The 20,390-nt window shown below is 65.9% G+C and carries 17 protein-coding genes; 9 read left to right on the forward strand and 8 right to left on the reverse strand.

Annotated features, from left to right (window positions below; translation table 11 throughout):
* Positions 1-6 precede the first annotated feature (6 nt).
* Complete coding sequence (locus ACQY78_RS08780) at positions 7-804, reverse strand: LamB/YcsF family protein (protein ID WP_428684703.1); 798 nt, start codon at positions 802-804, stop codon at positions 7-9.
* A gap of 38 nt (positions 805-842) precedes the next feature.
* On the opposite strand from ACQY78_RS08780, the gene pxpB reads away from it, so the two are divergent.
* Both pxpB and ACQY78_RS08790 read left to right on the forward strand, forming a co-directional pair.
* The gene (gene pxpB / locus ACQY78_RS08785) at positions 843-1,580 is read left to right on the forward strand and encodes a 5-oxoprolinase subunit PxpB (RefSeq protein WP_428684705.1); all 738 of its coding nucleotides are present in this window, start codon (positions 843-845) and stop codon (positions 1,578-1,580) included.
* Positions 1,577-2,674: a biotin-dependent carboxyltransferase family protein gene (locus ACQY78_RS08790; RefSeq protein ID WP_428684707.1), complete on the forward strand. Its 1,098-nt coding sequence runs from the start codon at positions 1,577-1,579 to the stop codon at positions 2,672-2,674. The genes pxpB and ACQY78_RS08790 overlap by 4 nt, the downstream gene beginning before the upstream one ends.
* Here the strand turns inward: ACQY78_RS08790 and ACQY78_RS08795 are convergent.
* Positions 2,620-3,081, reverse strand: coding sequence for an AAA family ATPase (locus tag ACQY78_RS08795; RefSeq protein ID WP_428684709.1), 462 nt, complete (start codon positions 3,079-3,081; stop codon positions 2,620-2,622). The two genes, ACQY78_RS08790 and ACQY78_RS08795, sit on opposite strands and share 55 nt — an antisense overlap.
* A gap of 149 nt (positions 3,082-3,230) precedes the next feature.
* Here ACQY78_RS08795 and ACQY78_RS08800 point away from each other — a divergent pair, with 149 nt between their 5' ends.
* A complete protein-coding gene (locus ACQY78_RS08800; protein WP_428684711.1) occupies positions 3,231-4,781 on the forward strand; it encodes an acyl-CoA carboxylase subunit beta in 1,551 nt (516 codons plus the stop codon).
* Between the two features lie 168 nt (positions 4,782-4,949).
* On the opposite strand, the gene ACQY78_RS08805 is transcribed toward ACQY78_RS08800, so the two are convergent.
* Positions 4,950-6,293 (reverse strand): hypothetical protein, encoded by a 1,344-nt coding sequence (locus ACQY78_RS08805; protein ID WP_428684713.1) that lies wholly within the window; start codon positions 6,291-6,293, stop codon positions 4,950-4,952.
* Between the two features lie 11 nt (positions 6,294-6,304).
* Positions 6,305-7,654, reverse strand: coding sequence for a hypothetical protein (locus ACQY78_RS08810; RefSeq protein WP_428684715.1), 1,350 nt, complete (start codon positions 7,652-7,654; stop codon positions 6,305-6,307).
* Positions 7,655-7,759: 105 nt separating this feature from the next.
* Here ACQY78_RS08810 and ACQY78_RS08815 point away from each other — a divergent pair, with 105 nt between their 5' ends.
* Positions 7,760-8,569, forward strand: a complete 810-nt coding sequence (locus ACQY78_RS08815) for a class I SAM-dependent methyltransferase (RefSeq protein ID WP_428684717.1) — start codon at positions 7,760-7,762, stop codon at positions 8,567-8,569.
* A 24-nt stretch (positions 8,570-8,593) separates the two neighbouring features.
* Here ACQY78_RS08815 and denD read toward each other — a convergent pair whose 3' ends face one another.
* Positions 8,594-9,598, reverse strand: a complete 1,005-nt coding sequence (denD, locus tag ACQY78_RS08820) for a D-erythronate dehydrogenase (protein WP_428684719.1) — start codon at positions 9,596-9,598, stop codon at positions 8,594-8,596.
* A gap of 76 nt (positions 9,599-9,674) precedes the next feature.
* Here denD and ACQY78_RS08825 point away from each other — a divergent pair, with 76 nt between their 5' ends.
* Positions 9,675-11,477: a cation:proton antiporter gene (locus tag ACQY78_RS08825; protein WP_428684721.1), complete on the forward strand. Its 1,803-nt coding sequence runs from the start codon at positions 9,675-9,677 to the stop codon at positions 11,475-11,477.
* Entirely contained in the window at positions 11,474-12,145 is a 672-nt protein-coding gene (locus ACQY78_RS08830) for an endonuclease/exonuclease/phosphatase family protein (RefSeq protein ID WP_428684723.1), read from the forward strand. Before ACQY78_RS08825 ends, ACQY78_RS08830 begins: the two co-directional genes overlap by 4 nt.
* Here the strand turns inward: ACQY78_RS08830 and ACQY78_RS08835 are convergent.
* The 3 genes from ACQY78_RS08835 to ACQY78_RS08845 form a co-directional block, all read right to left on the reverse strand.
* The gene (locus ACQY78_RS08835) at positions 12,136-13,545 is read right to left on the reverse strand and encodes a phospholipase D-like domain-containing protein (protein ID WP_428684725.1); all 1,410 of its coding nucleotides are present in this window, start codon (positions 13,543-13,545) and stop codon (positions 12,136-12,138) included. The genes ACQY78_RS08830 and ACQY78_RS08835 overlap by 10 nt on opposite strands.
* Positions 13,546-13,631: 86 nt before the next feature.
* Positions 13,632-14,957, reverse strand: coding sequence for an aspartate aminotransferase family protein (locus tag ACQY78_RS08840; protein ID WP_428684727.1), 1,326 nt, complete (start codon positions 14,955-14,957; stop codon positions 13,632-13,634).
* Positions 14,958-14,996: 39 nt separating this feature from the next.
* Positions 14,997-15,989 (reverse strand): MDR family oxidoreductase, encoded by a 993-nt coding sequence (locus tag ACQY78_RS08845; RefSeq protein WP_428684729.1) that lies wholly within the window; start codon positions 15,987-15,989, stop codon positions 14,997-14,999.
* Between the two features lie 516 nt (positions 15,990-16,505).
* Here ACQY78_RS08845 and ACQY78_RS08850 point away from each other — a divergent pair.
* The 3 genes from ACQY78_RS08850 to ACQY78_RS08860 all read left to right on the forward strand — a co-directional run bounded on the left by ACQY78_RS08850 (position 16,506) and on the right by ACQY78_RS08860 (position 20,379).
* Complete coding sequence (locus ACQY78_RS08850) at positions 16,506-17,552, forward strand: hypothetical protein (RefSeq protein ID WP_428684731.1); 1,047 nt, start codon at positions 16,506-16,508, stop codon at positions 17,550-17,552.
* 89 nt (positions 17,553-17,641) lie between these two features.
* The gene (locus ACQY78_RS08855; RefSeq protein ID WP_428684733.1) at positions 17,642-18,523 is read left to right on the forward strand and encodes a YgfZ/GcvT domain-containing protein; all 882 of its coding nucleotides are present in this window, start codon (positions 17,642-17,644) and stop codon (positions 18,521-18,523) included.
* Between the two features lie 50 nt (positions 18,524-18,573).
* Positions 18,574-20,379 (forward strand): gamma-glutamyltransferase family protein, encoded by a 1,806-nt coding sequence (locus ACQY78_RS08860; RefSeq protein WP_428684735.1) that lies wholly within the window; start codon positions 18,574-18,576, stop codon positions 20,377-20,379.
* The last annotated feature ends 11 nt before the right edge of the window (positions 20,380-20,390 follow it).

Here is a 20,390-nt window from a genome sequence, read left to right on the forward strand (position 1 = left end):
CGTGGATCAGGCGCGCAGGCTGGGCATCTCGGGCAGAGGCACGATGCGGATTCCGGCCGCCTCCAGCCCCTCGCGGACCGCCCTGGCGACCGTCACGGCCGTCGGCCCGTCGCCGTGCACACAAATGGAATCGACCTGGCAGGGGACGCGCTTGCCCGAGGTCGAGTAGATCGCCTGCTCGTCGACCATGCGCCGGACATGCTCGACCGCCTTGGCCGGGTCCTTGATCATCGAATTGGCTTCCTTGCGCGGCGTCAGGAGGCCGGCATCGGTGTAGGTCCGGTCGGCGAACACTTCCTCGGCGACCCTCAGTCCATGCTTGCGGGCGGCCTTGCCCTGCTCGGTGTTGGCCTGGGCGAGGAAAATCAGGTCGCGATTGACCGACCGGGTCGCGCGGGCGATGGCCTCGGACATTTCCGGGCTCTCGGCCGACATGTTGGCCATCATCCCGTGCGGCTTCATGTGGGTGACCTTGGCGCCATGGAGGGCCGCGATCGCCTGCAAGGCGCCGATCTGGTAGGCAATGTTGGCCTCCAGCTCCTTGATCGTGAGGTTGATGACGCGGCGGCCGAAGCCCTGCAGGTCGGCGAAGCCCGGGTGGGCGCCGATCGACACTCCATTTTGAGCGCAGAGCTTTACCGTATCCATCATCACCACGGGATCGCTGGCATGAAAGCCGCAAGCCACATTGGCAGAGGCCACGATCTTCAGGACTTCCTCGTCGTTGCCCATCACCCAGGGGCCAAAGCTCTCGCCTAGGTCCGAATTGATGTTGACGTGTCCTGCATTGGTCGCGGCGGCCATGGGAGACTCCCTCAATCTGAGTCGCTATCCTAGCAGATGTGAGCGTTCGATACCTCTCCTGCGGCGACACCGCCTTCACCGTCGAGTTCGGCAACGAGATTTCCCCCGAGATCAACGGCCGGGTCATGGCACTCCATGCCGCGATCGGCCTGGCCCGCGAGGCCGGCGAGATCTACGGCGTGATCGAGACCGTTCCCACCATGCGGTCCCTGATGGTGACCTACGATCCGCTCGCGACCTCGCGAGCCGACCTGCAGCCCAAGGTCGACGCGCTGATCGCCCGCGGCCTGCCGGTCGACGCCACGAGCCGCCATGTCACCGTTCCCTGCTGCTACGACGATCCGGAGTTCGCGCCCGATCTCGGCGATGTCGCCGAGCGCACGAAGAAGACGCCGGAACAGGTGATCGCCGCTCACATCGCCTCGCCTTTCAAGGTCTATGTGCTGGGCTTCATGCCGGGCCTCGCCTATGTCGCGGGCCTCGATCAATCCCTGTTTCTGCCCCGCCGCAGCCAGCCGCGTGTCCGGGTGCCGCGCTCCTCCGTCGCCATCGCCATGGACATGACGACGATCTACCCGTTCGAAAGTCCCGGTGGCTGGCACCTGATCGGCCGCACGCCGCTGTGGATGTTCGACAAGCGCCGCGAGCAGCCGGTCTTCCTGTCGCCGGGCGATTCGCTTTCCTTCGAGCGCATCGACCGCAAGAGCTTCGACCATATCGCGCATGAGGTCGAGGCCGGCACGTTCGACTGGGCGAGCCTGGTGAAGAGCAAATGAGCGCGGGTCTGAAAGTCGTCCGCGCGGGTCTGTTCGACACGCTGCAGGATCTCGGCCGCACCGGCTTCATGGCGCTCGGCATGCCGACCGCCGGCGCAATGGACCGGATCGGCCTTGGCCTCGCCAACGCGCTGGTCGGCAATCCCGTCAACACCGCCGGACTCGAGATCGGTGTCATGGGTCCCGACCTTCTGGTCGAAGCCGACAGCGTGAGGATTGCGCTGGTGGGGCCCCTTTCACCTGCATTGATCGAAGGACCGGACGCGGCGCCCAAGCCCCTGGACTCCGACCGCAGCCATCTCCTGAAGCACGGGCAGATCCTGCGAGTCGGCATGATCGAGGGATCGAGCACGGCCTATCTCACCGTGGCCGGCGGCTTCGCCTTGCCCGCCTTCATGGGCAGCCTCTCGACCTATTCGAGAGCCGGCATCGGCGGCTTCGACGGCCGCAAGCTCGCGGCCGGCGACCTGCTGCCGCTCGCCAAGGCAGGCGCGCCGGCCGGCAACGAGCGCCGGCTGGCGCAGCCGTTCGATTATGGCAACGGCCCTCTGCGCGTGGTCTGGGGGCCACAGGAGGACTATTTCAGCGAGGAAGGCCGTCGCACCTTCGTCGAGTCCGAGTATCGCGTCTCCAAGGAAGCCGATCGCATGGGCATCCGTTTCGAGGGCCCGACGATCGCTCACGCCAAGAGCGTCGACGCGGGCGGCGCCGACATCATCTCCGACGGCATCGCCCCCGGCGCCATCCAGGTGCCGGGCGCCGGCCTGCCGATCGTGCTGATGGCCGACCGGCAGACGGTCGGCGGCTATCCCAAGATCGCCACGGTCGCCTCGGTCGACCTTCCGCGCCTCGGGCGCCTGCTGCCCGGCCAGACTGTGCGCTTCGCAGCGATCACCGTCGCGGAAGCCGAGACCCTGCGCCGCGACCAGGAAGCAAGGCTCCAGCGTGCCATCGCCGGCTTCGTCGTGGCGCGCCCGCCGGGCGGTATCGACCTGGCCCGGCTCTACGAAGAGAACCTGATCGACGGCGTCGTTTTCGATCAGCCGTGGAACGTCACCTCGAAGCCTTCATCAGCCGAGGGCGGTACGAAGTAGCTGGTAAAGAGGTCGAACTCCGCGTCGCTGGTGTTGAAGGCGTGTGTACCGGCAGCGTTGCGGGCGCGCAGCCGGGCCTTGCAGACGTCGTCGGGCACGTCGAGAAAGTGAAGCCGGTGATCCGCACCGGCGCGCTCGAACAGGCTGCGCATCCATTGACGACTGGCCGGTGTATTCGCAGGAAAGTCGAGCACGACCGATATGCCGGCCTCCAGCAGCGCGACGATGTGGTCGCCCATCACCTCGCTCAGGCGGCGGGAGTTGCGCACATAGTCCTCGATCGTTTTCTGCTCGTCCTTGTAGAGACAGGCGAGCCACGCATCTTCGCTGATCCGAATCGTGGCCGGACGCGCCGTCAGATTGGCGGCGAGCGTCGACTTTCCGGCGGCGATCTTGCCGCAGATCATGTGGAGTGTCGCCGCTCCCGGCCTTGCCGTTTCGTCCATCGGTCGGCTCCCTCGCGAAGACCCCTTTACTCTAGCCGGTCCGGGTCTTCGTTGGTACGAACCTCGAGGGCTGGAAACGTTCCGACAAAACGATCGGGGGATGCGTCGAGATGAGCTGGCAACCGGAAATGGACGAGTTGCGCCGCCGTCAGGAAATGACGAAGCGCATGGGTGGCGCCGACAAGGTGAAGCGCCAGCACGATGGCGGACGGCTCACCGTCCGCGAGCGCATCGACCGGTTGCTCGATGAGGGTTCTTTCCGCGAGATCGGCAGCGTCGCGGGCAAGGCGGAGTATGACGGCCGCAACGACCTGGTCGATCTCACGCCGGCCAACGTCGTCATGGGCCGCGGCAAGATCGACGGACGCCATGTCGCCGTCACCGGCGACGACTTCACGGTGCGCGGCGGCTCGGCCGACGCCACGATCAAGGAGAAGTCCAACTTCGTCGAACGCTACGCCAACCAGTACCGCATTCCGGTCATTCGTATGATCGAAGGCTCCGGCGGCGGGGGATCGGTGAAGACGATCGAGACGACGGGCCGCGCCAACGTGCCGGGCGTCGCCGGCTGGGAATGGGCCGTGCGCAACATGGGTGCCGTGCCGACCGTGGGCTTGGGGCTCGGCTCCGTCGCGGGCCTGGGCGCGGCGCGCCTCGCCGCCACCCACTATTCGGTGATGGTGAAGGAAATCTCGGCGATGTTCGTCGCCGGGCCGCCCGTGGTGAATCGCCTCAGCCCCAAGCAGTACGACAAGCAGGAGCTGGGCGGCTGGGAGATCCAGCTGCGGGCCGGCGCGATCGACGAGGCGGTCGACAGCGAGGAAGAGGCCTTTGCTGCGGCGCGCCGCTTCCTCTCGTACTTGCCGTCCTCGGTCCATGACGCGCCGCCGCGCGGTCCCGTGACCGACGATCCGGCCCGGCGCGAGGAGACGCTGTTCGACGCCATCCCGCGCGAAATCCGCAAGGTCTATCGCATCCGGCCGATCGTCGAGAAGGTCGTCGACCAGGGCAGCTTTTTCGAGATGGGCCGGCTTTACGGCCGTTCGGTCGTGACGGGCTTCGCCCGCGTCGATGGCTGGCCGGTGGCGGTGATGGCGAGCGACCCGATGTTCTATGGCGGCGGCTGGACGTCCGATACCTGCCAGAAGGTGACGCGCTTCCTCGACCTCGCCGAGACCTTCCACCTGCCCGTTGTCTACTTCTGCGACTGTCCCGGCTTCCTGATCGGCCTGGAGGCCGAGAAGAGCGGCGTCATCCGCCAGGGCGTGCGCGCAATGTCGTCGATGTTCCAGACAACCGTGCCGTGGTGCACCTTCATCATCCGCAACGCTTTCGGCGTGGCGGGCGCGGCGCACCAGAACGGCTCGCGGATGAACTGGCGCTATGCCTGGCCCTCGGGCCGCTGGGGATCGCTGCCCCTGGAGGGCGGGATCGAGGCCGCCTATCGCGCCGATATCGACGCCGCCGACGATCCCAAGGCCAAGATGTCGGAGATCGAGGACCGTCTGAACAAGCTGCGGTCGCCCTTCCGCAGTGCCGAGAGTTTCTGGATCGAGGAGATCATTGATCCGCGCGATACGCGCAAAATCCTCTGCGAGTTCGTCGACCTCGCCGCCCCGGTGCGCGGCAGTGGCCCGGCGACCCTGTGGATGCGGCCCTAGGCTCCAGCAGGCCGTTGAAAAGCCGAAGTCGGGGTAGGTAAACGAAACAAACGAAATAAACGAAATAAATGAAGCGAACGTCGCACCCCCAGTATCCCGTGCCGGATTGACCGTTAACGCAACAATGTTGCTCAACGGCACTTCTGAAAGGCCTATTTCAACAACCTGCTAGCTGCGCCAGCCGTAACCCTTGAGCTTCGGCAGGAGTCCGCACGAAGGTTCGAAGGGCGGATTGCTGAGATAGTCCTGGTCGGACACGACATAGGACTGGCCGGGCGCGCGGCTGACGACCGCGCTCAACGCCGGATAGGACCAGTCCTGGAAGAACAGCTTGTTCGGCCAGTCATGCAGTGGCAGCGTCTCGGCCCGCACCACGCCCTTGCTACCGTCCACGACAACGCGCAGACGCTCGATATAGCCGCTCCACAGGCGGGTCAGCACGATGTCGGGAATGGCCCCCGCCACGGTCAGCGCGCCCAGCAGGAGCACCATGCGGCGGGCCACGTCCGGCTGGCGCATGACGGCAAAGACCCGCGGCGGATCGCGCAGCGCCACATGCAGCCACATTCCGACGAGCAGGGCCGCCAGCAGCATGCCGGCAGCCTGACGGGCGACATAGTGCGCCGGCGGATACAGGATCGACGGCCCGTGCACGAGCCGCCACCAAGGCGACAGGGACAGCAGCAGCGCAATGAAGCCCAACACGACCAGCGGCCCCCTGCCCTGCAGCCAGGCCGGCCGTCGCACGCCCGCGATGGCACAGATCACGAAGCCCGCCAGCGGAATGGAGAACTGCATGTTCTGCCAGAAATCGACACTGGTGGAGCGGACCTTCATGAAATGCGGATGGTCCCAGTAGTCGACGATGGTGACGGCCGATACGACCGCCGCGCCGACGAAGGCGAGCGCCGCCAGCGCGCCGAGGAGTCTCGTCACCCGGTCGTCGGTGCGCCTCGTCGACCACAGGATCGCGCCGGCGACGAGCGGCCCGAGATAGATCATGGCCTCGTAGGATCTGAGGCAGAGCAGGCCGAAGGCCAACAGCATGGCCGCGTCCCACCGGCTGCGGCCGTCGGTCGTAAGCGCGATCGCCATGACAGCCGTGATGCAGGCGAAGGCGACGTTGTATTCGCCGATGATGAAGAACGAGGTCGGAAGATACACGGCCGCGACGATCGCGAGCACCGCCGCCAACAGCACCGGATCGCGCCGGACGCGCATCAGGGCGAGGTGATAGAACGCTGTGGGCAGCGCGAACAGAGCCGCCGACTGCGCCATGCCCAGCATTTGGGTGTCGCGTATGCCCCATCGAGCGAGCAGGAGGACAGGCGCCTGCGTCACCCAATCGACATGGGCGCGGGCCGCGTAGAAATCGTGGAAATGTCCGTGATCCAGCAGGTTGACCAGGAACGAGGCCCCGTCCCAGAACAGACCGCGGCAGGCCAGAGTGTTGTGCACAGCCAGTGCCCAGAGGACGATGGCGACGCCCCGGGCGACCGCAACCGGTGACATGGCCGGCACCTTCAGTCGCGCCACATGTAGTGGCCGAGAGGATAGGGTTCGGCCGGCGGAAATGGCTGCCAGGAATTGAAGTCTCGCGGCGGCGCGATGATGCCGTCGGTCCGCTTCGACCGAAGGGCGAGGCTCTGGCTGGGCAGGATCCAGGACTCGACCAGCGTCTCGAGGGGGCGCCGGGCGAGCGGCGTCGACTCGAAGGGAACCACGCCGGTGTTGTTGCGCACGATCGACCGCACCGTCTCGAGGTAGCTTCGCCACTCGAGCGTCAGGTAGATGTTGGACGGCATCACCGCGATCACCATCAGACAGCCGAAGGCCAGCATCCGGCGCGAGACCTCGGGGCGCCGCAAGGCCGCCAGCGCGGCGAACCGGGTACCGAAGGACGATGTATAGAGCCACATCAGGATGATGACGGTGGCGACCACGAGACCGGCGATGCTGCGCGCCGTGTACTGCGACTTGGCGTGCGGGCGAACAAGCGAGTCCGTCAGCACGAGCAACGGCGACAAGGCCAGCAGCAGAAGGAAGATACCGGCGAAGATGTAGGGCCTGCGGCCGGAGAGATCCTGCGGCCGCAACGCCGCCCAGCCGAAGATGACCAGGGCGGCGCCCATCGCCAGGTCGAACTGAACATTCTGCCAGGCGTCGAGGGCCGTCGCCGCAGTCCGGCTGAGGTGATCCTGCGAAAACGGATGGATCAGCGAATCGGCCGCCACCCAAAGGCCGCCCAGGAAGGCCAGGCTGGCAATCAGATAGAGGATGGTGGCAACGATCGGCCGGACCGGAATTCGGTAGACCGTCCAGAGGATCATCGCGGCCAGCAACGGCCCGAGATAGAGCATTACCTCATAGGCCCTGATCCCGAGCAACCCGACCGCGACCAGGAAGGCCCCGTCGGCCACGGTCAGTTCCCGCGCCGTTACGAGCCGGACGGCCACGGCGATGCCTATGGCGTAAGCCGTATTGTACTCGCCGACGATAAAGAACGAGGTCGTCATGAAGACGACCCCGATGACCGCTAGCAGAGCAGCCAGCAGGACGGGGTCGTCCTTAACCCTCAACAAGGCGAGATGGTAGAGCGCCGTCGGGACCGCGAAGAGCCCCAGCGACAAGAGCTGCGCCATTAGGTGGAGGTCGGTGACCCCCAGGAAGACCGCGGTGATGATCGGGACCTGCCCCACGATCATCGCGTAGAGTCGCGGATTGTAGAAGTCGAAGAACCATTCGCGGCGGGCGATCTGCACAAGAAAGGCCGACCCGTCGACGAAAAGCCCCCGGCACTCCCAGCTGTGCCAGAGCACCAGGGTCCAGAGCAGGCCGACCGTGGCCCTGTAGGCGACTGCAGTTGTTGGCATTTCTCCGCGAGGGGGCCTACAGGACCCGTGCGGCAGGTGCAAGCGGTGACGGCTTGCAGCGTCGAAGGGGCGCTGTTAGCAAGACGCGGCAAACGGGGATGGTGGATGCTCAGTTGGGAGAAAATCGACGCGATTCCGGGCTGGTTCATGTTCCAGTCGTATTGCGTCTGGCGCGCCCTGCTCGACCAGCAGGCCCGGATTTCCGGTGACCTGTTCGAGATCGGCGTCTGGCGGGGCCGATCGGCCTCGGTCCTCGCCTCCTACCAGAAGGGCAACGAGAAGCTCTATCTGTGCGATCTTCGGCTCGATGAGGCCGCGGTGCAGCGCTCGATCGAGTCAGTCGGCGCGAAGGCCACGAACATCGTGCCCCTGTCCGGCCCGTCCGCCGACCTGCCGGCGAAGCTCGATCTGCAGGCGATGCATCAGTCGGTGCGTTGGTTTCACATCGACGGAGAACATACCGGGACGGCCGTCTATCGCGAGCTGGAGTTCGCCAACCGCATCGTCAACACCGAGGGGATCGTCGTGATCGACGATTTCTTCTCGCCGCGCTACCCGGCCAACACGACCGAGGTCATCCGCTACATCGAGAAGAACCCGTTCCATTTCCGGCTGCTCGCCGTCGGCTTCAACAAGGGCTACCTCTGCCGGCCCGAGAGCCTGCCGCGCTACATGGATTTCATGGCATCCGGCATGTCGCGGGCGCTACAGGGCTACGGCGCCAAGACCACGATCTTCAAAACGACCGGTCCCTGGGATACCGACGCGGTCGGCATCACTGACTACGTCGACGATGCCGGTTCCGTCGCGGGGCCCGACAATGAGCCGCAGCGCTGGCACATGATGCGGACGCGCCATGTCTGGGGCCCGATGCGGCATCTCCAGAACGGCTGGCGGATGCTGCGCGGACGCTGAGAAGATGGCAATTGGCTGCGGCCGTCAGGCCGCAGGCCTGGCGATCTTCAACTGCTCGTCGAGATCATCGGCAATGAAGTTGCGCACGACCTCGTCGAGATCCTTGTCGGTTTCGAAGCCCAGCTGGCGCGCGCGTGCCGAATCGATGCCCTGAGGCCAGCCGTCGCAGATCTTCTGGATCGCCGGATCGTGCTGCCAGACGACCTTGCCGACCTTGCGGTTGCCGGCGTGGCGGCCGACCGCCTGCTCCAGGTTCCTGGCCGTCACTTTGATGCCGTTCAGCAGGAGCGTACGGCCCGGGCCGAAGGCGTCTGGCGGCATATCATGCAGGCGCATGAACGCGTCCACCGTCTTGCGCGGGCTGAGGACCACCATGACCGTCTCCGGTGTCACAGGGCAGACCACGTCGACGCCCGTCAGCGGCTCGCGCAGCACCGAACTCGCCCAGGTCGAGGCCGCCTTGTTGGGCAGGCCGGTGCGCACGCAGATCGTCGGCAACCTGACCGCGGTACCCCGCAGATAGCCCTTGCGGGTGTAGTCGCGGACCAGGAACTCGCCGATCGACTTCTGCGCACCGTAGGAAGTCTGCGGTGTCAGCGGGGTGTCGTCGGTCACAGCCGGGGGGAGGTCGCCGCCGAAGGCGGCCAGCGAACTGGTGAACACCACGCGCGGATTGGTGCCGAGCGCCCGGCAGGCCTCCAGGACGTTGCGCGTGCCGTCGAGATTGACCCGGTACCCCAGGTCGAAATCGGCCTCGGCGCCGGCGCTGACCACGGCGGCAAAATGGAACACCGTCGACGCGCCCTGGACGATCGACTGCACGGTCGCAAAATTCGAGATGTCGCCCGCCACCGTCTTGATGCGGGGATCGTCCAGGCCCGGCCCCTCGGCCCTGGCAACGTCGAACAGCAGCAGTTCGTTCACCTTCTTCGGCTGTCCGGAGGCTGATGCGATCTCGCCTTGCTGCAGTATGCGCCGTGCGAGTTTCTTGCCGAGGAACCCCGCGCCGCCGGTGATGACCACCTTCATGTCGTTTCCGCCCGATTTCGTTGTATGTGGACGAAAGTGTGCACAGAACGCCGCCTGCAGTCTATGTTTGCGCGACATGGCGGGCCCCAGCGACATCTACGCGTTCAAGGACGCTCTCATAGTTCTGGGAACAGCGGCCGTCGTGGCGCCCGTCGTCCACCGTCTCAAGATCAGCCCGGTTCTCGGCTTCCTGGTGGTCGGCGCCGCGTTGGGACCGCACGGTCTTGGCCGCCTGGCCGACTATTCCCGCGCCATCGACTGGCTGACCGTCACGGGTGAAAGGCAGATCGCCTTCATCGCCGATCTCGGCATCGTCTTCCTGCTCTTCTTCATCGGCCTCGAGCTCTCGATGCGCCGCATGATCACCATGCGCCGCTTGGTCTTCGGATTGGGCGGCCTGCAGGTCGTCCTGTCGGCACTGGCGATCAGCCTGGCGGCTTTCTGGCTCGGCCAGCCGGCCGCCGCCGCGCTCATCATCGGTACCTGTCTGGCCTTGTCCTCGACCGCGATCGTCATGGAACTGCTCTCCGGCCAGCGTCGCATGATGTCGACCACCGGCCGCACCAGCTTCGCCATCCTGCTCGCGCAGGATCTGGCCGTTGTCCCGCTCCTGTTCCTGATCAGCGCACTCGGAGGCCATTCCGAGGGTTCGGTCGTTCAGGGCGTCATCGTCGCGGTCGTCGAGGCGCTGCTGGCAGTCGCCGTGATCGCTCTTGTCGGCAGGGTGGTCCTCAAGCCGCTTTTCCGACTGGCCGCCAGCACCGACAATCCCGAATTCTTCATGGCCGCGACCCTGCTGATCGCCGTCGGCTCAGGTGTGATCGCGGCATTCGCAGGACTCTCCATGGCGCTCGGAGCCTTCATTGCCGGACTCCTGCTGGCCGAGACGGAATACCGGCGTGCCGTCGAGGCGATGATCGATCCCTTCCGGGGACTCCTGCTCGGCGTCTTTTTCTTCTCTGTCGGAATGCACATCGACCTGAGCTTCATCTGGCGCGAACCCGTCCTCGTGATCGGCGGGTTCGTGGCGATGATGGTTCTCAAGACCACTTTGCTCGTCCCCCTCTGCCGCCTGTTCGGCGTATCGTGGGCTGCCAGTGTCGAAACCGGCCTGCTGCTCGCCCCGGGCGGCGAGTTCGCCTTCATCGGTATCGGGCTCGCCGCCCAGTTCGGCCTCGTCGAGTCGGGCGTCGCTGCCGGTGTCCTGGCAGTGGTCTCCCTCACCATGGGCACGCTGCCCTTCGTGTCGCTGTTCGCGCGCCGCGCGGCGCAGCGAGTGGCCAGGCAGGCGACGGGCGATGCTCCCGCGACACAGCTCCCACCATCGGATCACGCCAAGCGGGTGATCGTCGTTGGGCACGGGCGGGTCGGCCAGCTCGTGTGCGACCTGCTCGACAAGCACGAGATTTCCTACATCGCGGCGGACCGTGATGCGGCCCGCGTCGAGCGCTGGCGCAAACTCGGCCGCCCCGTCTATTTCGGCGACGCCTCCAACGCGCTTTTCCTGCAGCGTTGCGGCATCGACGAGGCGACGGGCGTGATCGTCACCATCGACACGGCGGCGGTCGACGACGTGGTACGCGCCGTGCGCGCGCGACGGTCCGACGTGATGATCGTGGCCCGCGCCCACGATGCCCAACATGCCCGCCATCTCTACACGCTGGCCGTCACCGACACCGTGCCGGAGACCATAGAGGCGAGCCTCCAGCTGGCCGAATCGGCCCTGGTGGGTCTCGGCGTGCCGATGGGCCTGGTCATCGCGTCGATCCACGAACGACGCGAGCTGGTGAGAAACGAACTGCAGGCGGCCGCCGGCGGGACGGCGTCGATGACCGAGCAGATCCGCCGCGCCCGTCGCGACAAGGTGGGCAAGCCATGAAGGTCGTGAGCTGGAATCTGCTACGCCTCACCGGCGCGGCGGTCGAGGACGTGGCCACTCTGATCAACGTCCAGAAGCCCGACATACTCCTCATGCAGGAGGCGACCCAGCATATCGAGGCGCTGCCGAGCCTCGTCGGCGGACATTTCTATCGTCTGTCGTGGCTGGGGCGAATACACGGCCTGGCCGTCTGGAGTCCCAGCCATTTTCCGCGGCCCGTGGCCTTGTCGCTGCCGGCGTCGCGACTTCCCGGACGGCTGCCGCGACGTCGCGCGCAGATCATCCAGATGGGCGAAATCACCTTCGCCAACGTCCACCTCTCGCACGGCCAGCTGCTCAACCGCCGCCAGCTCGCCCGAATCGGCGCCGCGTTGCAGGGCAAGCCATCCGCCATCATCGGCGACTACAATGCCGTCGGCCCGGTCTTCCTGCCTGGGTTTGCCGACGTCGGCCCGCGCGAACCCACTCACCTGTCAGGCAATGTCATGCCGGTACGGCTCGATCGTTGTCTTGCCCACCGGCTCGTCTGCACGACGGCCGATGCGCTCGATTTCGGCCCCTCCGACCATCGTCCGATCCGGCTCGAACTCCGCCTTGCCGAAAGCACCGAGACTGCGGAGAAGACCCTGCGCATCCGCAAGGACCGGCTGAAGCGTTTCTACAGATAGGGCTGCAGCAGCCGCGCCGCGCTGTTGCGCAGGCGGATCGGCAACGGGTCACCGTCGATCTCGGCCAGGGTCAGGCGGCGCTGCGGCTTCTTCGATTCCACGATCTGCCGTGCAAAGGCCGCGTCATGCAGCTCGACGTTAAGCTCGAAGTTCAAGCGGAAGCTGCGCGTGTCCCAGTTGGCGCTGCCGATGAACGACCAGGAATCGTCGATCGTCATGAGCTTGGAATGGTCGAACGGCGCCGGCATCATCCAGATGTTACATCCGGCCTCGATCAGCGGCCTGAGCGGCACCCGCCGCGCCCAGTCGAGGATCGCGTGGTTGGAGTTCTCCGGCAGCAGAATGTCGACCGTGATGCCGCGCATGGCCGCCAGACCCAGCGCCATGGTGAGCGGCTCGCCCGGCAGGAAGTAGGGCGTTACCACCCGGATCGACTCACGCGCGCAGGAGATGGCGTGCAGGGTCACGAACTCGATCTGCTCCATATCCTCGTCTGGACCGGAGGGCACCACACGCGCCAGCACCGTCCCGACCGGCTCGAGCCTCGGGAACCAGTCGTCGTCTAGTTGCCCACCCGTGGTGAACTGCCAGTCGTCGGCAAAGGCGTCGGTGAGTTGCTCGACGACCGGGCCTTCGATGCGGAAATGCGTGTCACGCACGGGATGGGCCGGGTTACCGGCCACAACGTTCTCCGCTCCGATGTTCAGTCCACCGGTGAAAGCCACGCGACCGTCGATGACCAGCAGCTTGCGGTGGTTGCGCAGGTTCACGAAGGGCGTGCGCCAGGGGAAATAGGAGTGCAGGAAGCGCGCGACCGGGACGCCGGCCTTGCGCAGCCGGTTGTAGGTGCCCGACCAGAAGTAGCCGCCGCCGACCCCGTCGATCAGGACGCGCACCTTGACGCCGCGCTGCTGGGCCTGGATGAGCGCGTCATGGAATTTCTCGCCGGCCGAATCGGCACGGAAGATGTAGCTGCAGAGGCCGACGCTCGTCTGCGCCCTGCCGATTTCTTCGAGCATCCGAGGGTAGGCCTCGTCGCCGCTGTGCAGCATCTCGACCAGATTGCCGGGCTTCGACGGAAGGCCCGTCACCCGCCCGACCGCATACTCGAGCGGCGTCAGCGAATCCCGTGTCACCGTTGCCGCGGGACCGTCCGCGGCAGGCAGCAGGTGCTGACGTCTCAACCTCTGGGCACGCCGCTTCACGCGGTTGATGCCGATGATGGCGTAGAGCAGGCCACCCAGGAACGGCGAGAGCCACGCGATGCCGATCCACGACACGGCCGCGCCGACGCTGCGCTTGTAGAGCAGCACATGGACTGTGACGGCGACGGCAAGGGCGACATGCGCCACGGCAGCGGTTGCGCCCACCACTGCCGCCAGATTGTCATCGAGTGTCACGTTGCCTGTTCCCCGCCCACGGCTGGTCGAGAACAGGTTCTAGCGACGCCCCGCGCAGAACGCCATGCGCAAGCGGTGCCCGAGCGTCAGGCGACCGCCTTGATGGTCTTCGCCGTGATATCGACGATCTCGTCGATCTGGGCCTTCTCGATCACCAGCGGCGGCGACATGGCAATGGCGTCGCCCGACTGACGGACCATCAGGCCGAGGTCGAAGGCCTTGACGAAGGCCTTGTAGCCGCGCGTGCCGACCGCCCCTTCCGGCGCCAGGTCGATGCCGCAGCCCATGCCCAGAGTGCGGATGTCGGTGACGTTCGGCAGGCCCTTCAGCGAGTGGATACCCTCTTCCCAGTAGGGCGACAGCTCGGCGGCGCGGGCGAACAACTCCTCGTCGCGGTAGATGTCGAGCACGGCCGACGCCGCGGCGCAGGCCAGCGGATGGGCCGAGTAGGTGTAGCCGTGGAACAGGTCGATGGCGTTTTCCGGCCCGTTCATCAGCCCGTCGAACACGTGCTTGCGCACGAACACGCCGCCCATCGGCACGGTGGCGTTGGAGATGCCCTTGGCGACCGTCATCAGATCGGGAATCACCCCGAACTTGTCGGCCGCGAAAGAGGCGCCGAGGCGGCCGAAGCCGGTGATGACCTCGTCGAAGATCAGCAGGATGCCGTGCTTGTCGCAAATCTCGCGTAGGCGCTTCAGGTAGCCCTTGGGCGGCGGCAGAAAGCCGGTCGAGCCGGCACAGGGCTCCACGATGACGGCGGCAATGTTCGAGGCGTCGTGCAGGCCGACGATGCCTTCCAGAGCGTCAGCGAGATGGGCGCCATTCTCCGGCTCGCCCTTGGAGAAGGCGTTCTCCGGCAGATGGGTGTGCGGCAGGTGATCGACACCCGGCAGCATGGCGCCGAACCATTTGCGGTTGTTGACCATGCCGCCGACCGAAATGCCGCCGAAGCCGACGCCGTGATAGCCGCGCTCGCGGCCGACGAAACGCGTACGCGTGCCTTGGCCGTTGGCGCGGTGATAGGCGAGCGCGATCTTGAGCGCGCTGTCGACCGCCTCGGAGCCGGAGTTGCAATAGAAGGCGTGATTGAGGTCGCCCGGCAGGAGGGCGGCGTGGCGCGCCGCCAGTTCGAAGGCCTTGGGATGGCCCATCTGGAATGACGGCGCATAGTCCATCTCATCCAGCTGCTTCGCGATCGCCGCCTTGATCTCCTCGCGGCCGTGACCGGCATTGACGCACCACAGGCCGGCGGTGCCGTCGATGATCTTGCGGCCTTCCGGCGTCCAGTAGTGAACACCCTTCGCCTTTGCCAGCATGCGCGGGTTCTTCTTGAACTGCCGGTTCGCGGTGAACGGCATGAAGAACGCTTCGAGATTGTTGGCGGCAGGCGCAGTGTTCGGCGGCGTCATCGGCAGACCTTCGGGTAAGATGAACTCTGAGTTACGCTATCACTTGTTCACGTCGACAACCACGCGGCCCCGTATCTCTCCTTTGAGGATTTTTGGGGCCAGCCCCATCAGATCGCCCAGCCCCGCCTCGCTCACAGTGCTGTCGAGCTTGTCGAGCGGCAGGTCGCTGCCGAGACGACGCCACGCTTCCTCGCGCGGGGCCTTCGGCAGCATCACCGAGTCGATGCCGTAGACGGACACGCCGCGCAGGATGAAGGGCAGGATCGACCCCGGGAAGGAAGGACCGGCCGCGAGACCGCAGACCGCCGCCGCGCCGCCGTACTTCACCTGCGCCAGGGCCCTGGCAAACATCACACCGGACACCGTGTCCACGACGCCGGCGAAACGCTCCCCGAGCAGCGGACGGTCCGGTGCCTCTGTCAGCTCCTTGCGGTCCATGATCGTCGTGGCGCCGAGCGACTTCAGGTAATCACCCTCCTGGGGCCGGCCGGTCGCGGCGACCACCGTGTACCCAAGCCTGGCCAGGATCGCGACGGCGACCGAACCGACGCCGCCGGCGGCTCCCGTGACCAGAATTTCGCCCTTGCGGGGGTCGATGCCGTGTTTTTCCAGCGCCATGACACAAAGCATGGAGGTGTAGCCCGCCGTGCCGATCGCCATGGCGTGACGGGCCGACAGGGACTCCGGCAGCTTGACGAGCCAGTCACCTTTGACCCGCGCCTTGGTGGCGTAGCCGCCCCAATGCAGTTCGCCGACGCGGTAGCCGTTCAGCACGACCTTGTCGCCCGCCTTGAACGCGGCGTTCTCCGATTTCTCGACAGTGCCCGCGAAATCGATGCCGCCGACATGCGGCCAAGTCTTGACCAGGCCACCACCGGTCGTCAGCACGAGACCGTCCTTGTAATTCAGAGTCGAGTAGTCGATCGCAACGATCACGTCGCCCGCCGGGAGCCTGTCCTCAGGCAGGGTTTCGATGGCGCCGCTGACCTTGCGGTCGCTACCTTGGGTCAGGACAAGTGCGCGGAACGTCATGAGGGCTCCTAAACGAATGGACGAAGCTCTCTAGCAAGGCCGCCGCCCCTTAAACAGCCTTCGCGAAGGTCGCGTTTCGCCGTCCGTACCTTCCAATTCGGCCGATACGCACAATCAACAGGGACAAAAACGCATCTGCCCGTGCCGACAGGCATGGCTGATCTGCAACTGGCGGCCGAAGGCGCCAGCACCGCCATGTTGACAACGCCGCCGATGTTGGACGAACCCGGCCCGCCAGGAGAAGCACTGCGGCGATCAGGATCCAGGAGGCGAAGCGGCCCAAGATTCACTCAAGCTGACGAACGATTCACGCCCTTCTCCGATCAGCGGATTCGCCCAGAGCGTGTTCAGCAGTCATCGATGCCGGCGAGTTGCCGTGGACCGAGCCAATACGGTTACGTGTATGGTCGTGTGCGCCGCTACCTCCGCGACTATGCAAAAAAGCAACGCCGCCGAATTTTTCACGCCTGATAAAGTATTTTGTCGATTTGCTTACGGGGAGACTGAGGGCGCTTCGTGCGTACTCATTTTATGTTCGGAACTTATTGCCTCCCCGTCTTGTCGACCGTGCCGCGCTCAGGCACTTGGCTCCTCCGGTACCTCTTCTCCTTCGTTTGTCATCTCGAACAGGGCGGCCGGCTCGACGATTTGTTGACCGGAGAGGTCATCGGCAACCCACGGGGACCGGCCTTCGACTTCACTCGCTTCAGGGGTGGACCGCTGTTTCGCGTCACCGGGGCCCTGCGCGCCAAGCATATGTTCATCGGTCATACCGTATGTCCGGGGTTCCAGGATTTGCTGCCAGCCGGACACTGGTGGCGGCAGACGTCTTTTCATGTGCCGGGGTACGATTGCCTCCATGAAGAGACGAGCTACCGCCACACGCCCGTGGATCTCGCACGCTACGACTATGCTCCCGTCAAAGTACCTGCGATGGAGCGCGCGGCCCGCAAGGGCTTGGGAGGACGGATCGCCTTCGTCTATCGCAACCCGGTCGATCAGGCTTTTTCGTATTTCCGCTACTGCCAGGCGCATGTGAATCCGGCGTACCACCTGTTTCGCGGTCGCCCGGTCACCGAAATGTCCTTCAGGGAGTACCTGTTCGGCGCAGCGCTGATTTCCTATGCGCGCCAATTCATCACCTACCAGATACAGGCGGCCCGGTATCCTGACCTGGTGAAGATGATTCCCTACGAGAACCTGATCGATCGGCCGGTCGAGACGGCAATCCATCTGCTCGATCATTACTCGGACCACAGGCGCGAATGGCCGATGCTGCCCGCCGCCGTAAGGCTGGTGCGGAAGGATCACATGCGCGCCATCGAGGGTAAGCTCGGCAGCTCGCTCGACGGTACGCGCAACGGGCAGGACAGTCACATGAGAGCGTCAGAGGATACGGAGCGCGATCGTCTGGCGGACCCTTCGATCCGCGACGAGGCGATCGCGCGCTTGAGCGAAATGGGCGTGGATTGCAGCCTTTTTGCCTGGCCCGCGCAACGGGCTGTTACGCTGCGGCGGGCCTATCCTGGACACGTTCGCGATGGCAGGCGAGCGGCCGGTTGAGTTCGTTGCTCCGGCCAAGCTTTTCCACACTGGTCTTGGGGCCATCCGGCGCTTGCTAACCGGTGGGGTCACCCCCAATTCTGCTTGGCATGTCCTCCCATTTCAGCCTGCTGCCGCATCGCAGCGTCATTTCCGTTGCCGGTGCCGACCGCGTCGAGTTCCTGCAAGGCCTGATCTCGAACGATACGAGAAAAGTCGCGCCCGGCTGCGCCATCTGGGCGGCGCTTCTCACGCCGCAGGGGCGTTTCCTGAACGACATGTTCGTGGTCGATGCCGGAAGGGAAACGTTCTTCCTGGAAACCGAGCGTGAGCGGGCACCGGCGCTCGCGAAGAAACTCAAGATGTACACGCTGCGATCCAAGGTCACCGTCGAGGATCTGGGGGCGTCGCTGGAAGTCGCGGCAGTGTTCGGGGACGGAGCCTCGAAGGCGCTGGGCATGGGAACCGCCTCCTTCATCGATCCGCGCCTTGAGGCACTGGGCGCCCGTGTGATCGCCCCGACCGGACAGGCCGCCGCGCTTCTCGAGGCGCGCGGCTTCGATCAGGCACCGCTCTCCGCCTATGACGCCCTGCGACTGCCGCTCGGCGTGCCGGACGGCAGCCGGGATCTGCATGTCGAGAAAGCACTGCTGCTGGAAAACGGCTTCGACGAGCTGAACGGCGTCGACTGGAAGAAGGGCTGCTACATGGGCCAGGAGCTGACGGCCCGCACCAAGTACCGTGCTCTGATCAAGAAGAGGCTCTTTCCCGTGAGGGTCGAGGGCGCGCTGCCAGAGCCCGGCACGCCGGTCCATCTCGACGGCGAGGAAGTGGGTGAGCTACGCTCCGGCACGGGCGATCGCGCGCTGGCGATGCTGCGGCTCGATGCTGCGCGCGGCAACGGATCCGTGCTCACGGCCGGTGACGCGCGCATCGTGCCGGAAACGCCTCCCTGGATGCGCCTTCCCGATCCGGCGGCCCCTAGCGGCTAGAGGCCACGGGCTTTAAGGTCCCTCCGCGCCGCCTGCGCGAGGAGAAGACCGTGAAGCTCATCAATCCCAATCCGTTCACCACACGGCCGGAAATCGTCGGCACGTTCGGCGTCGTGACCTCCACGCACTGGATCGCGACGGCGGTCGGCATGGGCATCCTCGAGCGGGGCGGCAATGCCTTCGACGCGGCCGTCGCCACCGCCTTCACCCTGCAGGTGGTCGAACCGCATCTCTGCGGTCCCGGCGGCGACGCCCCGCTGATCCTCCACGACGTGCGCCGCGGCAAGACCGAGGTCGTGTGCGGCCAGGGTCCGATGCCGGCCGGCGCGACCATCGCCCACTACAAAGGGCTCGGGCTCGACCTGATTCCGGGAACCGGCCTGCTGCCTGCCTGCATCCCGGGCACATTCGACGCCTATATGCTTATCCTGCGCGATTACGGCACGATGCGCCTGGCTGACGTTCTCTCGCCTGCCATCGGGTACTGGCTGAACGGCCACGCCATCGTCGAGCGGGCAACCGCGACCATCTCCACGGTCGCCGAGCAGTTCCGCACCCACTGGAAGACCTCCGCCGCGGTGTTCCTGCCGGGCGGTGACGTGCCGAAGCCCATGTCGCTCTTCCGCAACGTCACCCTGGGCAACACCTATGCGCGCATCCTGAAGGAGGCCGAGGCCGGCGGCGGCGGTCGCGAAGCGGAAATCGAGCGCGCGCGGAAGGCCTGGAACCAAGGCTTCGTCGCGGAGGCGGTCGACGAGTTCTGCCGCACCCAGGAGGTGATGGACGTCTCGGGCTCGGCCAACAAGGGCGTGCTGACCGGCCAGGACATGGCCAAGTGGCAGGCCACGGTCGAGGCCCCCCTGACCTATGACTACGGTCGGTACACAGTTTGCAAGGCGCATACCTGGACGCAGGGCCCGGTGGTCCTGCAGCAGCTCGCCCTGCTCAAGGGCTTCGACCTCGACGGCATGGATCCGACCAGCCCCGACTTCATCCACCTGCAGGTCGAATGCCTGAAGCTGGCCTATGCAGATCGCGAGGCCTTCTATGGCGATCCGGCGTTCGTCGACGTGCCGATGGAGACATTGCTGTCGGACGCCTACAACGCCGAGCGCCGCGCGCTCGTCGACCCGGCCCATGCCTCGATGGAACAGCGTCCCGGCAAGGTCGACGGCTTCGGCGGTGTCGTGAAGCTGCGCCGCGCCGACGGCGTCCGGCTGGGCGTGGCCTCGAGCGGCGCCGGCGAGCCCACGGTCGGCCGCGTCGGCCAGACCAACGGCGACACGGTCCATTTCGACATCATCGACAAGGACGGCAACATGATCTCGGCCACGCCCTCGGGCGGCTGGCTGCAGAGCTCGCCGGTCATTCCCGAGCTGGGCTTTCCGCTCGGCACCCGCGGCCAGATGTTCTGGCTGGAGGAAGGCCTTCCGGGCTCGCTGGCGCCGGGCAAACGGCCGCGCAGCACGCTCACCCCCACCCTCGCCCACCGCGACGGCAAGCCGTACATGGTCTGGGGTTCGCCGGGCGGCGACCAGCAGGACCAGTGGGTCACGCAGCATTTCCTTCGCCACGTGCATTGCGAGATGAACCTGCAGGAGGCGATCGATGCGCCGGCCTGGCACAGCGAGCACTTTCCGTCCTCCTTCTGGCCGCGCACCGCGCGACCGGGCGTGCTGGTGGTCGAAGGCCGTATCTCGAAGGACACGGTGGCCGAGCTGAAGAAGCGCGGCCACGAGGTCGAGGTGAACGACGAGTGGTCCGAGGGCCGTCTCACGGCCGCGACGCGCGACGATCCGTGGCGCAAAGCCGCCGCCAATCCGCGCGGCATGCAGGGCTACGCGGCGGGCCGATGAACGATCCCTCG

It is taken from the genome of Reyranella sp., assembly GCF_965279625.1.
Taxonomy (GTDB): Bacteria; Pseudomonadota; Alphaproteobacteria; order Reyranellales; family Reyranellaceae; genus Reyranella.

What these genes read in the sequence shown, in the direction of transcription:
- ACQY78_RS08780 (WP_428684703.1), bottom strand. Translation starts at nt 804, where the DNA reads ATGGCCGCCGCGACCAATGCAGGACACGTCAACATCAATTCGGACCTA.
- ACQY78_RS08790 (WP_428684707.1), top strand. Translation starts at nt 1,577, where the DNA reads ATGAGCGCGGGTCTGAAAGTCGTCCGCGCGGGTCTGTTCGACACGCTG.
- ACQY78_RS08795 (WP_428684709.1), bottom strand. Translation starts at nt 3,081, where the DNA reads ATGATCTGCGGCAAGATCGCCGCCGGAAAGTCGACGCTCGCCGCCAAT.
- ACQY78_RS08800 (WP_428684711.1), top strand. Translation starts at nt 3,231, where the DNA reads ATGAGCTGGCAACCGGAAATGGACGAGTTGCGCCGCCGTCAGGAAATG.
- ACQY78_RS08805 (WP_428684713.1), bottom strand. Translation starts at nt 6,293, where the DNA reads ATGTCACCGGTTGCGGTCGCCCGGGGCGTCGCCATCGTCCTCTGGGCA.
- ACQY78_RS08810 (WP_428684715.1), bottom strand. Translation starts at nt 7,654, where the DNA reads ATGCCAACAACTGCAGTCGCCTACAGGGCCACGGTCGGCCTGCTCTGG.
- ACQY78_RS08815 (WP_428684717.1), top strand. Translation starts at nt 7,760, where the DNA reads ATGCTCAGTTGGGAGAAAATCGACGCGATTCCGGGCTGGTTCATGTTC.
- denD (WP_428684719.1), bottom strand. Translation starts at nt 9,598, where the DNA reads ATGAAGGTGGTCATCACCGGCGGCGCGGGGTTCCTCGGCAAGAAACTC.
- ACQY78_RS08825 (WP_428684721.1), top strand. Translation starts at nt 9,675, where the DNA reads ATGGCGGGCCCCAGCGACATCTACGCGTTCAAGGACGCTCTCATAGTT.
- ACQY78_RS08830 (WP_428684723.1), top strand. Translation starts at nt 11,474, where the DNA reads ATGAAGGTCGTGAGCTGGAATCTGCTACGCCTCACCGGCGCGGCGGTC.
- ACQY78_RS08840 (WP_428684727.1), bottom strand. Translation starts at nt 14,957, where the DNA reads ATGACGCCGCCGAACACTGCGCCTGCCGCCAACAATCTCGAAGCGTTC.
- ACQY78_RS08845 (WP_428684729.1), bottom strand. Translation starts at nt 15,989, where the DNA reads ATGACGTTCCGCGCACTTGTCCTGACCCAAGGTAGCGACCGCAAGGTC.
- ACQY78_RS08855 (WP_428684733.1), top strand. Translation starts at nt 17,642, where the DNA reads ATGTCCTCCCATTTCAGCCTGCTGCCGCATCGCAGCGTCATTTCCGTT.